This is a genomic window from Bacillus sp. FSL K6-6038 (assembly GCF_038050455.1).
Lineage (GTDB): Bacteria > Bacillota > Bacilli > Bacillales > Bacillaceae_G > Bacillus_A > Bacillus_A pseudomycoides.
Window position 1 is genome coordinate 3,790,496 of the sequence record NZ_JBBOUH010000001.1, and the last position, 15,460, is coordinate 3,805,955.

Consider the following 15,460-nt stretch of genomic DNA (forward strand, 5'->3'; position numbering starts at 1 on the left):
TAAAGTATCTCCTTTGGAGGGAATTTTATGCATACCGTTTTTCTGTCACTTTTAATAAAAATATCATTCGTGCTTTACTCGGAAATACAACAAAACCAATCGGAATACCGATTGGTTTTGTACAATCTCCTTGATGATCTAACCTTTTAACAACGTCACTTTATACCATTTTATTAAATTCTTTTCGAAGCCTTTTTATAATTCTCTTTTCAAGTCGAGAAATATAAGACTGTGAAATCCCTAGCATATCTGCCACATCTTTTTGTGTTTTTTCTTCTCCCCCTGCAAGTCCAAAACGGAGTTCCATAATTTGTTTTTCACGATCATTCAGTTGGTGTAGTGCTTTCTTAAGAAGATGTCTGTCTACATTAGCCTCTAAATCTTTTGTAATAATATCATCATCCGTACCAAGAACATCTGATAGTAACAATTCATTCCCATCCCAATCAATATTTAATGGCTCATCAAATGACACTTCTGAACGATTTTTATTATTTCTACGTAGATGCATTAAAATTTCATTTTCTATACAACGTGATGCATAAGTCGCTAATTTTATTTTCTTTTCAGGGTTAAATGTATTCACAGCTTTAATAAGACCAATTGTTCCAATACTAATCAAATCCTCAATATTAATTCCTGTATTTTCAAATTTACGTGCTATATACACAACAAGCCGTAAGTTACGCTCAATAAGTAATGACCGTGCTGCTTGATCACCTTTTGGCAATTTATTGAGGAGTACTTCTTCTTCCTCTTTTGTTAAAGGCGGTGGCAATGCCTCACTTCCACCGATATAGTAAATTTCATCAGTCTTAATTCCAAGTTTCAGCAATACTTTATACCAAAGATATGTGAAATAAAATTTTATTTTCGTCATATTCTCCCGCCTCTCATAATTAAGCAATTGTCACTTTTGGTGATATCAACATTTTCGGATGTATAATACATTGATACTCTCCATTTGTAGATAATTGCTGTGTATTTAAGCCGATTAATACTTTATTTACGACCATATTGCTTCCTTCATGATAAATTTGAACAACATCTGGCTTAATTGCCCATAAAAATTGATGCTCAACTCCTACTGCTCGAAAAGGAATTAAACGTAGTCTCGTTGCCCAACCTGAATCATTTTCTGGTATTTGTGGAATCTCTGTTTTGGAATAAATTTGTTCTATTAACCATGTTGGTAAACAATGCTCTAATGATGAAATATGCATAATCATTACCGGTGTTTTTGTTATAGGGTCATGAAGCTGATTTCCACTATCAATCAAGCCATCTAGTTTAATTTCATTTTCAACTAATCTAATATTCACTTGTACAATTTGGTCATAATGAATCTTAGTCACTTCCACATTTTCAATACGTTTTTTTGAAAAGTAATAAATAATCGGAAATCCCAAAATCACAAACATCCAACTTACTGGATCACCATAAGACATTGCTTTCGCCTGAACTAATCCATCTACCATGTCATTCGTTTGTAGGAAAAAATGAGTTCCAATTAATCCTCCTCCTACCATAAATGTTACAAAATAAAAGGTAAAAACAATCTGTGTATAATCTCTAAAAGTAGAAAATCCAAATGCTGTATACACAATAAGTAACGAATACAATAATTTCATAATTGGGTGTGTCATCATAGAAGCAAAAGGAGTAAAGGCAAAAATAACAATTGTAGAACCAATAAATGTCCCTAGCACAAGCCTCCATCTTTTGATCTTCTTTTTCAACACAGTTGCTGTTAATAAAAGCAAAAGAAAATCAATGCAGGCGTTTAACAACCAAACAACGTCGGCGTAAACAACCAAACAATTCACCTCTTTTTTTAAGTTGAGACTAGTATAAAGCATATCCAATAGGAAAGTGTGTCAATTTGCGGAGGGGTTTTTTTGTTATTTTGTGGTTTCTAGACATAATCTGTCGTGAGGTATATATTGTGAGCTTTCTAATAATAAATTCTTCAGTTCCCTTCATCTATTTTTCTTACTTTCTATAATTTAGATGATGGTCTTACTATATAAATACAAATTGAAAAAACGACATAAAACCTTTCTTTTTAAGTGAAAGAGTGCATACGGCCATGCATAGAAGCGGTCAGATTAATCCTTTTCCTGCCATATGCAAGTTAAAACAAAGAGAGAAACGAGTGCTGGTCACCTTTTGTTCTTCGTAACAGCGACTTGTACGTTGAAAAATCAAAATGAATTTATATATTTATGAATAGCGAGATAAGTTTTTTTATTTTAAAATATTTAAGGTTGTGTAATAAAAAAGAAAGGAGCCCTGAGGCTCCTTTCTTTTTATCGTCTACGACGGTTACGTAAAAATGCTGGAATATCGATATCATCTGAATCTGTATTACGATCATGTACAATAGACTCTTCACGTTTCACTTCGCGTTTTACTTCACGTTGTTTTTGTGGCTGTGCTGTTGGTTGTTGCTGTTGCGCGTGATTTGTAGTCGCCGTTGAACGTACAAATGTTTTTGGCGGCTGAACTGTAACACTATCATCAAAACCAGTTGCAATTACAGTAACAACAATTTCATCTTTTAAACTCTCATTAATTACAGAACCGAAAATCATATTCACTTCTGGATCTGAAGCTGAAGCAACGATATCTGCCGCTTCTTGCACTTCATATAAACTTAAGTTTGTGCCCCCAGTAATATTCATAAGAACACCTTGTGCACCATCGATAGATGTTTCTAATAACGGACTAGAAATTGCACGTTTTGCTGCTTCTGCTGCACGGTTTTCACCAGTTCCAACACCAATACCCATTAATGCAGAACCTTTATTAGACATAATTGTTTTTACGTCTGCAAAGTCTAAGTTAATGAGACCAGGTGTAGCAATTAAATCGGAAATACCTTGTACACCTTGTCGTAATACGTTATCCGCTTCGCGGAACGCTTCAAGCATTGGTGTATTTTTATCTACAATTTCTAAAATACGATCATTCGGTATAACAATGATTGTATCTACATTATCTTTAAATGCTGTAATCCCAGATATAGCTTGCGTCGCACGTTTGCGACCTTCGAATGTAAATGGACGTGTTACAACACCAACTGTTAACGCGCCTAGTTCTTTTGCGATTTGTGCAATAACTGGAGCTGCACCCGTACCAGTTCCACCGCCCATACCAGCTGTTACAAAGACCATATCTGCACCACGAAGTGCTTCTTGGATTTGTTCTTTACTTTCTTCAGCGGCTTTTTTCCCTACCTCAGGATTTGCGCCGGCACCAAGTCCACGCGTTAATTTTCCGCCAATTTGCATTTTCGTTTCAGCTTTTGATAAATTTAATGCTTGCGCATCAGTGTTCACAGCAATGAAATCCACACCTTGTACACCGTGCTCAATCATACGGTTTACAGCGTTATTTCCGCCACCGCCGACACCGATAACTTTTATGCTCGCTAATTGATCTTGAGTAGTATCAAACTCTAACATGTCGAAATCCCCCTAGAACCTCATTTTTCGTGTGCAATTTTAATCCCATAAATAGCGGAATACACGTTTTACTTTTGACATCATACGCTCATTGTCTTCATTATTTTTGCTTTGCTTACGCGTTGTTTGTTTTACAGGTTGCTGCTGTACCGGCATTGGTGCTGGTACAGGTTCAAAATGCTCTTCCTTTTCCTGAACATTTTTTCCGCGCAATTTCGCTTTTTGATAAGAATGTTTAATTAATCCGACTCCAATTGTATACTGTGGTTCACGAACGCCAATATAATCTGGAGTGGCTATACGAACATTTTCATGTAAAATATCATATGCAAGATCAAGAACACCCGGCATAGAAGCAATCCCACCAGTAAGTACATAACCAGACGCTACTTGTTTTACTCCTAGCTTCCGGACCTCTTCTTGAACAAACATCAAGATTTCCTCTACACGTGCCTCAATAATATCAGATAACTCTAGTTGTGAATATTGTTCTGTTTGATCGCTTCCCATAATAGGAACCGTAAACACTTCTTCTTCAGATGCAGTATCATAAAAAGCATGTCCATATTTCAGCTTAATTTGATCCGCACTTTCAGTTGAAGTTTTAAGTCCTATAGCGATATCCTTCGTTATATGATCTCCACCTAAAGGCAATACACTTGTTGCTTGTAACTCTCCATCTTGAAAAATCGATAAGGTTGTAGATCCTCCGCCAATATCAACAAGGGCTACACCTCTATTTTTCTCATCAGAAGATAAAGCAACCGTTGCAGCTGCTAAAGGTTGCAGACAAATATCAACAATTTCAAGGCCCGCTTTTTCCACACAACGTAGTAAATTATGTAATAACGTTCTTGAGCCTGTAATTAACGTGCCTTCCATTTCTAATCTTACACCAATCATCCCGCGTGGATCGTTAATCTCATCAAGACCGTCTACTATGAATTGTCGAGGCACCACATCAATAAATTCACGTTCAGGAGCAATTGATACAACTTGTGCTGCATCCAGAACGCGTAAGACATCTTCATTTCCAATTTCACGATCTTCATTTGAAACAGCGACAACTCCGTGACAAGGAAGAAGCTGCACCTGATTTGCATTCACACCTACAACAACTTGTTCAATGTGAATTCCTACCATACGCTCAGCTTGTTCAATTGCTTTTTTGATTGATCGAACAGTTTCGTCTATGTCAACTATGGAGCCCTTTTTCAAACCATTTGATTTTACGTTTCCAACACCAATAATGTTTAAACCATCATTAACCATTTCACCAATGATGACTTTAACATTGGATGTACCGATGTCAAGACTAACATATATTTCATTGCTGTTCATTCTTTGGCACCTCCTTCTTTATTTATACCATACAGGTCAATATATGGAACAACAATCGCAGCTTTACTATTTATAAGAAAAATATTCAACGTCTTTATGCGTTTCCCTTTTTTAACCCTATATTTTTCTTATTTTTATTTAACATTCACTTATTGCAATCACAGTAATCTGTGAATGACTGCTTTATCTTTGAAATAACTCGATTTCAAATGCAAAGATTATCGCCAAATATAAGTCTACACTAAGATGTACTCATAGAAAAGCTAAACTTGTACCAATCCTAGCATGAATCGAAGAAAATCTAGTTATTTTTCACCAAATTAATCATAATTGTAATGAAATTTACACATAGAAAAACACACTTGTCGTTATTGTATTTGAAAAGAAATAAAACTACTACTCTACTGCTTTTTTTCTTCATTATCTAAATATTTAAAGTATGCGCCAACTTCTAAATCAATTAGGGCTTTTCTACCCGACTCTATATTTTTTATAATAAGTGGATATGCTTCCATACGCTTCGCAAAATCTTGTATAGTTGTACTCACTTCATAACCTTCATTCATATACAAAGTAAGATGGTCTTCATTTGAATTCGTTGGAGCATAATGAATTTCAGAAATAGATCTGAGAATAGTCGGAGTTAATTTTTCTAGCTCTTCAATTAACTCTTTCATTTTCTCTTCTTTAAATGGTTCAAAAATCGGAGCTGCGACAGGTAATTTCCCGTTCGGAAGCACGTCAAGTGTTTTACCATTTTCTAGAAGTGGCTGTAACTTTCCACCTTTGTTTATATAACCTATCGTTACATACTCTTCAATGTGAATGTCAATTTTATTTGGAAAACGTTTTTTGACATTTACTTTCTTAATTTCATTTCGTTTTGTTAAATTCTCTTCAGCCTTATGTGCTGTCACTCGAAAATAACTCGTGTCATATGTAACTCCAGATTCCTTCATGACTTGTTCATCTGTCATATAATGATTTCCTAGAACACTTATCTTTTTTATATTACTAAGTGGAGACCGAAAATAAATTAAAAAAAGTACTAATAAAAATAAAATCGATACATATAAAATTAATCTCTGATTGACAGGTTTTTTATTCTTCTTTTTTTGATTCTTTAGTTTTGGTACACGATCTTGTAGTTTAATCACTTTACTATTTTTCATGTACGATCCCCCTATGTAACATAAAGAACGGCATGTTACGCATGCCGTTCTTATCTTCTTATTATACCATAAATGATAATGAGCGGAACAAACAACAGCTATCTTCCAATAATTTCCACTTCCGTATGCATATCTACACCAAATTTTTCTTTAATTGTTTTTTTGACAAATGCAATTAAATCCAGCACATCTTGTGCTGATGCAGATCCTGCATTGACAATAAAGTTTCCATGCATTTCGGAAATTTTCGCACCGCCAATTTGATGACCACGTAGACCTGCCTTTTCGACTAAATCTCCAGCGAAATTTGGTAGTGGATTTCTAAATATACTACCGGCACAAGGATGATTCCATGGCTGAGTTTCACGACGATAGTCTTTATTCTTTTGCATTACACCAACTATTTCTTCACGATTTCCTTCTTTCAACTGCAATTTTGCTTCTACTACAATGCCAGGACGCTTTGTTTGTAAAACAGAAGTACGATAAGAAAATCCCATCTCTTCTTTTGTTAACCACTTCATTGTACCATCTTCAAACATAATACGCGCGCTCATCAAAATTTCTGACATATCTGATTTATGTGCACCGGCATTCATATATACTGCTCCACCGACACTTCCTGGGATACCACTAGCAAACTCTAATCCAGCTAGACCTTGGCGACTAAGTAGTGTTGACAACTTAATAAGAGGATATCCTCCTCCAACTCGTACAGTAGTTCCTTCTACTTCTAAGTGATCTAATCCTTCTCCTAAACGAATTACAACACCTTCAATACCTTTATCAGATACTAGAAGATTAGAACCACGTCCAATTGCTGTCCACTTTGTGTTATATTTCTTTACTAGATCTAAAGTATTCTCCACACCAGCAACACTACTTGGCACGATTAGAATATCAGCTGGCCCACCTATTTTCATAGTTGTATAACGAGCTAACGCTTCATTTTCTAACACTTTACCAACTTCTGCTTCGATAAGTTCCTTTGCTAATTGTTTCATGATGATCTCCCCCATATTAAATCTCCGTATTACAGTAGTATGCAGGGCATTCACCTAACGTTATTTTGTACAAGTTTTTTCATCACTTCAAATAACTTATTTGCTGCATCCGGAATTCCTAACTGCGTAGCAGCTAGTTTCATGTTTTGTAATGTTTGTGTATTTAATAGAATTTCATCAATATCATGAAGAAGAGCTTCAGCAGTTAAATCTTTTTCAAGAAGCATTTTTGCTGCTCCCTTATCGACAACAGATCTCGCGTTTTTCTCTTGATGATTATTTGTCACATAAGGACTCGGAATTAAAATACTTGGTTTTCCTAACGCTGTTAACTCTGCTAATGTTGTAGCACCAGCACGTGAAACGACAAGATCCACACCAGTAAGTACCTCTGGCATATTATGAATAAACGGTTTAATGATTACATTATCCGGATTCCCTTTTTGTTTTATAGCCTCCATGACTTTATCATAATGCACTTCACCTGTGATATACAATACTTCATAATTTTTGTTACCAAATTGTTCAATCGCTGCCACAAACGCATCATTAATCGGTCTTGCCCCGCGACTTCCACCAAAAATAAGCACAGATTTTTTAGAAAGAGATAATCCAAGAGAACGCTTCCCTTTCATGCCATTTTGGTTCATTACTTCTGATGCACGCGGATTTCCTGTCATGACAACTTTCGACTTTGGAAAATGTTCAGATGCCGCTTCAAAACAAACAGCTACCTTATCCACATAGCGACTTAAAAATTTATTGGTTACACCAGGTACACTATTTTGTTCATGTACAATTGTAGGAATCCCTAATTTCGCCGCCGCATAAACGACTGGACCACATACATAGCCTCCTGTACCAATTACAACATCTGGATTGAAGCGACGAATATATCGTTTACTATCTTGTACACCTTTTAGAAAACGCATCACTGTTTTTACATTATCAAGGGATATTTTCCGTTTAAATCCACTAATGACAATCGATTGAAATGGTATCCCTGCTTTTGGAACAATTGTACTTTCTAATCCATTTTCCGTACCAATGTATAGAAATCTTGCTTCAGGATGTAGTTTTTTTATTTCTCTAATTAACGCAAGAGCTGGATATATATGACCTCCCGTGCCACCACCACTAACTAATACTCGCACTACAAATTCCTCCGCTTCTCTGTTCTAAATTCAATTTTATATATTCATATATTTATAATATATTTTCCGTTTTCTACACACGAAAAACCCTGTCTTATAAACAGGGTTTAGTAGCGAGAATGACGACTTATATTCAATAATACGCCAACTGCCATTAGCATTAAGGTCAAACTCGACCCACCATAACTTAAAAATGGCAAAGTAATTCCTGTAACAGGCATTAGTCCTGTTACAACACCAACATTAATCATCACTTGAATCGCAATCATCGCCACAATACCTACTGCCAAAAACGTACCATATAAATCAGGCGCTCCTAATGCTATACGAATCCCACGCCATAATAACAGACTAAATAATAATAACACAAACGACCCACCAATAAAACCTAATTCTTCGGATAAAATCGCAAAAATAAAATCTGTTTGTGGCTCGGGTAAATAAAGAAATTTTTGTCTACTTTGTCCAAGTCCTAGCCCAAACAAACCACCGGGGCCAATCGCAAGTAACGATTGAATAATCTGAAATCCACTCCCAAGTGGGTCTGACCACGGATCCAAATAAGACGTAATACGTTTCATTCGATATGGTGCCGATGCAATTAATCCAACAAATCCCGCTACTCCTATTAGCCCTAGCATTGCAAAATGAAAAATGCGTGCTCCTGAAACAAAAATCATTATGATACATGTCCCAACCATTACTGTTCCTGTTCCAAGATCTGGTTGTAACATAATCATTCCAAATGCAACAAATACAAAACCAAGTGCTGGAAGTAGCCCCTTTTTAAAAGATGTAATCAATTTTTGTCTTTCCGCTAAAAATTTAGCTAAAAAAATAATCATCGCAAATTTCATAAATTCTGACGGTTGAATCGAAAATGCTCCAATCCCAATCCAGCTTCGCGCTCCCCCTCGAACAAGTCCAACTCCAGGGATTAAGACAAGAATGAGAAGGATAAAACAAATGAGCAAAATCACTTTCGAATAAGTACGCCATGTCCAGTAGTCAATTTTCATAATAAAAAACATGGCAGCTACACCAAGTACCGCAAATAATAGCTGTCGTTTTGCAAAAAAGAATGAATCCCCCATCTTATAGGAAGCCCAGACAGCACTTGCACTGTAGACCATAATCATTCCAATTGTTAACAACAAAAGTGTTACGATAATTAAAATAAAATCAGGCGTTTTCTTCATTGGCAATGAGCACCACCTTTTTTGAAGAAGCTTTTTTCTTCTATGTAACAAAACATCAGTAGGTGTTAGCCTACTGATGTTTTGTTTACTTTATATAAGTTTATGCACAGCTTGTATAAAAATGTCTCCTCTTTCTTCAAATGTTTTAAATTGATCCCAGCTTGCACAAGCTGGCGAAAGAAGAATTACATCTCCATCTGTAGAATGAGAATACGCTCTTTCTACAGCCTCTTCTAAATTATCGACACTTTCAATAATATCTATCCCTGCTTTTTCAGCTGCCCTTACTAACTTAGGTGCTGTTTGTCCATATGTTAATATCGCTTTTACATGTTCAAAATATGGAATTAAATCATCGAATTCATTTCCTCGATCAAGCCCACCTGCTAACAAAATAACAGGCTGCGTAAATGCTGATAGCGCCTTTTCTGTTGCTAACATGTTTGTTGCTTTTGAATCATTATAAAACTTACGATTATTAATTGTTGTTACATATTCTAAACGATGTTTTACACCTGTAAAGCGTTTTAATACGGCAATAATTGCCTCATTTTCTACCCCTAGCAATTTAGCAATACTCATAGCAGCTAGAATATTTTCTAAATTATGTTTACCCGGTAAAACGATATCTTGAACTTCAACGATTTTCTCACCTTTAAAATAAAGAGCTCCGTCTTTAATACATGCACCATCTTCAATTACCTTAGTAGCCGAAAATAATACTTTTTGTCCTTTACTATTTGCTGATAACGCCATTACATCTACATCATCAGCATTAATTACACTATAATCAGCTTCAGTTTGGCTTTTAAAAATATTCGCTTTTGCTAAACCATACTCTTTTTTTGTACCATGATAATCTAAGTGAGCCTCGAACAGATTTAAAAATGCTGCAATTTTAGGCTGGAATGTTTCCACTCCCATTAGCTGGAATGATGAAAGTTCTGTAACAACTACTTCATTTTCTTTTGCTGCTTGCGCGACTTCACATGCTACGGTACCTATGTTTCCAGCAATAACAGGATGTTTTTGTCCTTCTTTCAACATTTCAAACGTTAGTGTTGTCGTTGTTGTTTTTCCATTTGACCCCGTAATTCCAACAAACGGTGCTTCTGAAATACGATATGCAAGCTCCACTTCTGTCACAATTGGAATCTGTTTTTCTTTCGCTGCAACCAGTAGTGGATTGGAATATGGAATCCCTGGATTTTTTACAACAAGTGAAATATTTCTTTCTAACAACTCTAGTGGATGACCACCGCATACAACGTCCATTCCTTTTGCTTGCAATTCTGCAGCTAATACATTATTTGCTAACGGTTTTCCGTCATTTACAATAACATTTGCACCTAAGCTTTTTAATAAAGTTGCTGCTGCATAGCCACTTTTTGCAATACCTAATACAAGAATATTTTTATTTTGATAGTCAGTTACAGTTTTCAATTACATCCACACCCCGATATAAATTCCTAATACTGCCAATAAAAATCCTACAGACCAGAATGTTACAACAACACGCCATTCTGACCAGCCACATAATTCGTAATGATGATGCAGTGGACTCATTTTAAAAACACGTTTTCCTGTCGTTTTAAATGAAATAACTTGAATAATAACAGACAAAGTTTCCATTACAAATACGCCGCCAATTACAACAAGTAATAATTCTTGCTTTAATAAAATAGCTACGGCAGCTATTGCACCACCTAAAGCAAGGGAACCTGTATCTCCCATAAACACTTTAGCTGGATTTGCATTAAACACTAAGAATCCAAGTACCGCTCCTACAACTGCCATACAGAAAATAGCTACGGCATATTGATCTTGAGCAACTGCAATAATGCCAAATGCTCCAAATGCAATTGCGGCTGTTCCTGATAACAATCCATCTAAACCATCTGTTAAATTGACTGCATTTGATCCACCAATAAGCATAAATAGCACAAGGATAAAATATGCCCAGTGTAAATCAAATTTAATTTCGGTTCCTGGAATCATTAAATGTGTATCAAATCCCTGCCCTTTTGCAATTACAAAGAATGCAATTGCAATAACTAGCTGACCGATTAATTTTTGTTTTGATGTTAAACCAAGATTTCTTTTTTTAACAACTTTTATATAGTCATCTAAAAAACCAATCAATCCATAACCAAATGTAACTAATAATAATAATGATACTTCCGCATTTAAATGTTTAAATTTAATTGCCATGATAAGTGTTGTCACCATCATAGACACATAAATGACAATACCACCCATCGTTGGTGTTCCCGATTTCTTTTGATGTGATTTTGGCCCTTCATCACGAATACTTTGCCCAAACTTTAACCTACGTAAAATTGGAATAAACAATGGCGAAAGGGCAACAGAAATTAAGAAAGCTACCCCAGCCGTTACTAATAAACCTTGTTCAAGCACATGTAGTCCCCCTCTCATGTTGTTACTCTTTGTTGTTTAAACGCTCAGTGATTGCCTCTTTCGCAATTTCACGATCGTCAAAATGATGTACTTCTTTGCCAATAATTTGATACGTTTCATGCCCTTTTCCAGCAATGATAATAATATCTTCTGCCTTCGCTTCTGAAACCCCATAGAAAATCGCTTCTTTTCGATCAACAATGACTTCATAATTATTTCCTTTTGCACCTGCTAACATATCATCCAAAATCGCTTGTGGATCTTCACTTCTTGGGTTATCTGAAGTCAAGATTGCGTGTGTTGCATATTCTGTAGCGACACCAGCCATAATTGGCCTTTTCGTCCGATCACGATCACCGCCGCAACCAACAATACAATACACATTCCCTTTTGCAAATTGTTTCGCTGTTGTTAACACATTTTCTAAACTATCTGGAGTATGTGCATAATCGACAATAACTGTATAATCTTGTCCCCCGTCCACAACTTCAAAGCGGCCTGGAACTCCAGTTAAATTCGTCACAACATGAATAATCGTTTGCAAAGTTACACCAGACACAAGAGTAGCGGCTATTGCTGCTAAAACATTGTATACGTTAAACTTTCCAATTAACTTCATCGTAATATTTACACTTTCACTTGGCGTAACAAGGGTAAATGTTGTTCCACCACTCGTCATCACAATATCTTTTGCCATAATATCACTATGTGTATCAATTCCATACGTAATAACCGTAGCCGCAGTACTTCTCATATACTCTTCTGTTACTGGATCATCACTGTTTAACACAGCGTACTTTTCACGGTTATGATGATAGCTATTACCAAGCTGAGCAAAAAGCAAGCCTTTTGCATGCTTATATTCTTCCATCGTTTTATGATAATCTAAATGATCTTGTGTTAAATTTGTAAATACAGCTACATCATAATCACAACCGTGTACACGGCCAAGACTTAATGCATGTGAAGAAACTTCCATTACTGCGCTATTTACATTTTGCTCAACCATACGGCGAAACGTTTGCTGAAGTGTCAGTGCATCTGGCGTTGTATTTTTCACCTCGAATGTTTCATCACCGATTTTCATATTAATTGTTCCAATTAGCCCTGTTTTATGACCGTGTGCCCGCATAATTTCATCCATAATATGCGATGTTGTTGTCTTTCCATTTGTACCTGTAATCCCAATCAAGTGTAATTTATGCGTTGGCTGTCCGTAAAAATAATCAGCTAAAACCGCTAAAGAACGATAGGTATTTTTCACAAGTACAACTGGAACGTCAACATCAATCGGTCTTTCCGCAACAATAGCAGCCGCACCTTGCGCGGCTGCTTGCTTAGCAAAATCATGGCTATCAACCGTATACCCTTTCATACATACAAATAAGCTTCCATTTGTCACTTTACGTGAATCTGCTTCAATGGATGTAATTTCTGGATTTTCTTTTGGAACAACTGGAAAATCATGCAAACATGATACAAGTGTGTGCAACTTCATTTCACTAAACCCTCTCTACATTGTTTATTTATCTCTTACTTAATAAGTAATTCTTCCTATCCTTCATTCGCTAAAAATTGAAGAAGGAAGCATTTGCTGAGAGCCCGAAAAATCAGACTCGTTTATCAGTGCATCATATAATACCTCAGCTGATAAATTCTTTATTTTTTATGTTCAAGAGCAATATAATCTGTTTTCATAGAAAATAAATTTCTATGAAAACAGAGATTATATATTAACTCAACTTCCACCAATTGTATCACAAAACACAATCTCTGACTTTTAATTACCAAAGTAAATCCTAATTTTTGATCCTTCCTTTACTTTGGCACCAGCTTCTGGTGATTGTTTAATTACTTTGTCTCCCTCACCACTTACATCGAGCTGCAAATCTACAAGCTGCGTTTGCAAATCTTTTTTCTTCATCCCGATTAAATCCGGAACTTCTATTGTAGGTGTATCGCCCCATTTATATTCCCTTTCAACCTGCTCCTTGCGTGGCTCTACTCCCATCACAGGAAGCACATCACGAAGAATATTTCCTACAATTGGCGCAGCAACAACACCACCAAATTGAGTAACTCCTTTTGGATTATCCACCGCAACATACACAACGATTTGTGGGTCATCTGCTGGAGCAAACCCAATAAAAGATACAATATAATTATTATCTAAATATTTTCCGTCTTTTACTTTTTGGGCAGTTCCTGTTTTTCCACCAACACGATAACCATCAATATATGCACCTTTACCAGAACCTTTCGCTACAACATTTTCTAACGCATAACGAACTTTTTCCGATGTTTCCTTGGAAATAACTTTTCTTTTCTCGACCGGTGTTTTCTTTCTTACAACTTGATTATTCGATGGATCAACAAATTCTTTCGCAATATACGGCTGGTATAATGTCCCACCATTTACAGCTGCCGCTACCGCAGCAACTTGTTGGATCGGTGTAACAGAAACCCCTTGCCCAAAAGAAGTCGTCGCCTGTTCAACCGGACCAACCTTATCTAAGTTGAATAAAATCCCTTTTCCTTCTCCTTGCAAGTCAATCCCTGTCTTCTGTCCAAAACCAAAATCACGAATGTATTGGAATAACTTTTCTTTTCCAAGGCGGTCCCCAAGCTCAATAAAACCTGGGTTACAAGAATTTTGAACAACTTCTAAAAACGTTTGACTACCGTGGCCACCAGCTTTCCAACAACGTAGCCTAGCGCCTCCAACTTCAGCTGCTCCATCATCATAAAACGTATCTTTCTCCAAGTCTACTAATTTTTCATTTAAAGCAGCCGCAAGTGTAATGATTTTAAAAGTCGATCCCGGCTCATATGTACTCCATACAGGCAAGTTTCGATTAAACACTTCTGGTGAAACACTCTGAAAATCCGCGGGATCGAAACTTGGGCGACTTGACATTCCTAAAATTTCACCATTTTTCGGGTTCATCGCGATTGCGATCATACCATCTGGATTATACGTAGAATCTGCGATATTCATTTCTCTCTCTATAATCGTATTGATTCGAGAATCGATTGTTAATTTTAAATCTAAGCCTGCCTCTGGTTTTTTGAAATCATCTCCAACATTCGGCATCCTTTGCCCTTTCGCATCTGCAAAAAAGCGCACATGCCCTTTATCACCATTTAGCTCTTTATCATAATACGACTCAAGTCCCATAAGCCCCTGATTGTCACTACCAGCAAACCCTAGTACATGGGATAAATATTTTCCGAACGGATAATACCGAATGGAATCTTCAGCAATATAAACACCTTTTAAACTTAAAGCACGTACTTCCTTTGCTTTATCATGAGAAATTTTCCTTCCGCCCTTATCCAATCTTACAATGGACTCTTTTTTTGTAACCCGTTTATAAATTTCCTCTTTTTCCACACCTAAAACTGCAGCTAACTTCTCTGCAGTCTCTGCTGGTTTTTCAATTTGCCTTGGTACAACAAAGACAGTTGGTGCACTTTTATTCGTTGCAAGCTCCACACCATTTCGATCTAAAATTTTTCCTCGTTCAGGTTCGAAAGTAATATTACGACTCCACGAATCCTTTGCACGATCTGTTAACATATTCCCAAGAAAAAACTGTACGTATCCAAGACGAATATCAATAATTGTAAAAATGAGTATACCTGATATAAGTATAAAAATAAGTCGCTTTCTAACTGTTACATTCGATACACGCATATTGGAAC

Annotated in this window: 12 protein-coding genes; all 12 read right to left on the reverse strand. The window is 36.3% G+C overall.

All coding sequences use genetic code 11. The features are described from left to right. Positions 1-160 precede the first annotated feature (160 nt). Positions 161-880 carry an RNA polymerase sporulation sigma factor SigE gene (sigE, locus tag NSQ40_RS19865; RefSeq protein ID WP_003199790.1) on the reverse strand — a complete coding sequence of 240 codons (720 nt, stop codon included), beginning with the start codon at positions 878-880 and terminating at the stop codon, positions 161-163. Positions 881-899: 19 nt separating this feature from the next. Next, positions 900-1,817 carry a sigma-E processing peptidase SpoIIGA gene (spoIIGA, locus tag NSQ40_RS19870; RefSeq protein WP_033797269.1) on the reverse strand — a complete coding sequence of 306 codons (918 nt, stop codon included), beginning with the start codon at positions 1,815-1,817 and terminating at the stop codon, positions 900-902. A 492-nt stretch (positions 1,818-2,309) separates the two neighbouring features. Then, positions 2,310-3,467 (reverse strand): cell division protein FtsZ, encoded by a 1,158-nt coding sequence (gene ftsZ / locus NSQ40_RS19875; protein WP_003199787.1) that lies wholly within the window; start codon positions 3,465-3,467, stop codon positions 2,310-2,312. 39 nt (positions 3,468-3,506) lie between these two features. Further along, complete coding sequence (ftsA, locus tag NSQ40_RS19880) at positions 3,507-4,808, reverse strand: cell division protein FtsA (RefSeq protein ID WP_003199785.1); 1,302 nt, start codon at positions 4,806-4,808, stop codon at positions 3,507-3,509. A 401-nt stretch (positions 4,809-5,209) separates the two neighbouring features. After that, positions 5,210-5,980 (reverse strand): cell division protein FtsQ/DivIB, encoded by a 771-nt coding sequence (locus NSQ40_RS19890; protein ID WP_003199783.1) that lies wholly within the window; start codon positions 5,978-5,980, stop codon positions 5,210-5,212. Positions 5,981-6,078: 98 nt separating this feature from the next. Further along, positions 6,079-6,984, reverse strand: a complete 906-nt coding sequence (gene murB / locus NSQ40_RS19895) for a UDP-N-acetylmuramate dehydrogenase (RefSeq protein WP_018780901.1) — start codon at positions 6,982-6,984, stop codon at positions 6,079-6,081. Between the two features lie 50 nt (positions 6,985-7,034). Beyond that, the gene (gene murG, locus NSQ40_RS19900; protein WP_098158936.1) at positions 7,035-8,138 is read right to left on the reverse strand and encodes an undecaprenyldiphospho-muramoylpentapeptide beta-N-acetylglucosaminyltransferase; all 1,104 of its coding nucleotides are present in this window, start codon (positions 8,136-8,138) and stop codon (positions 7,035-7,037) included. A gap of 107 nt (positions 8,139-8,245) precedes the next feature. Continuing rightward, positions 8,246-9,343, reverse strand: coding sequence for a stage V sporulation protein E (gene spoVE, locus NSQ40_RS19905; protein WP_018764756.1), 1,098 nt, complete (start codon positions 9,341-9,343; stop codon positions 8,246-8,248). A gap of 84 nt (positions 9,344-9,427) precedes the next feature. Next, the gene (gene murD, locus NSQ40_RS19910) at positions 9,428-10,780 is read right to left on the reverse strand and encodes a UDP-N-acetylmuramoyl-L-alanine--D-glutamate ligase (RefSeq protein ID WP_003199773.1); all 1,353 of its coding nucleotides are present in this window, start codon (positions 10,778-10,780) and stop codon (positions 9,428-9,430) included. Continuing rightward, the gene (gene mraY / locus NSQ40_RS19915) at positions 10,781-11,755 is read right to left on the reverse strand and encodes a phospho-N-acetylmuramoyl-pentapeptide-transferase (protein WP_018764757.1); all 975 of its coding nucleotides are present in this window, start codon (positions 11,753-11,755) and stop codon (positions 10,781-10,783) included. It lies immediately after the preceding gene. A 22-nt stretch (positions 11,756-11,777) separates the two neighbouring features. Then, positions 11,778-13,253, reverse strand: a complete 1,476-nt coding sequence (locus NSQ40_RS19920) for a UDP-N-acetylmuramoyl-L-alanyl-D-glutamate--2,6-diaminopimelate ligase (protein ID WP_003208236.1) — start codon at positions 13,251-13,253, stop codon at positions 11,778-11,780. 282 nt (positions 13,254-13,535) lie between these two features. Then, a complete protein-coding gene (locus NSQ40_RS19925) occupies positions 13,536-15,452 on the reverse strand; it encodes a stage V sporulation protein D (RefSeq protein ID WP_003208238.1) in 1,917 nt (638 codons plus the stop codon). Between the last annotated feature and the right edge of the window lie 8 nt (positions 15,453-15,460).

Bases quoted from the DNA above. Each gene is read 5' to 3' on its own strand.
- NSQ40_RS19925 (WP_003208238.1), bottom strand. From the start codon at position 15,452: ATGCGTGTATCGAATGTAACAGTTAGAAAGCGACTTATTTTTATACTT.
- ftsA (WP_003199785.1), bottom strand. From the start codon at position 4,808: ATGAACAGCAATGAAATATATGTTAGTCTTGACATCGGTACATCCAAT.
- ftsZ (WP_003199787.1), bottom strand. From the start codon at position 3,467: ATGTTAGAGTTTGATACTACTCAAGATCAATTAGCGAGCATAAAAGTT.
- sigE (WP_003199790.1), bottom strand. From the start codon at position 880: ATGACGAAAATAAAATTTTATTTCACATATCTTTGGTATAAAGTATTG.
- NSQ40_RS19920 (WP_003208236.1), bottom strand. From the start codon at position 13,253: ATGAAGTTGCACACACTTGTATCATGTTTGCATGATTTTCCAGTTGTT.
- murB (WP_018780901.1), bottom strand. From the start codon at position 6,984: ATGAAACAATTAGCAAAGGAACTTATCGAAGCAGAAGTTGGTAAAGTG.
- NSQ40_RS19890 (WP_003199783.1), bottom strand. From the start codon at position 5,980: ATGAAAAATAGTAAAGTGATTAAACTACAAGATCGTGTACCAAAACTA.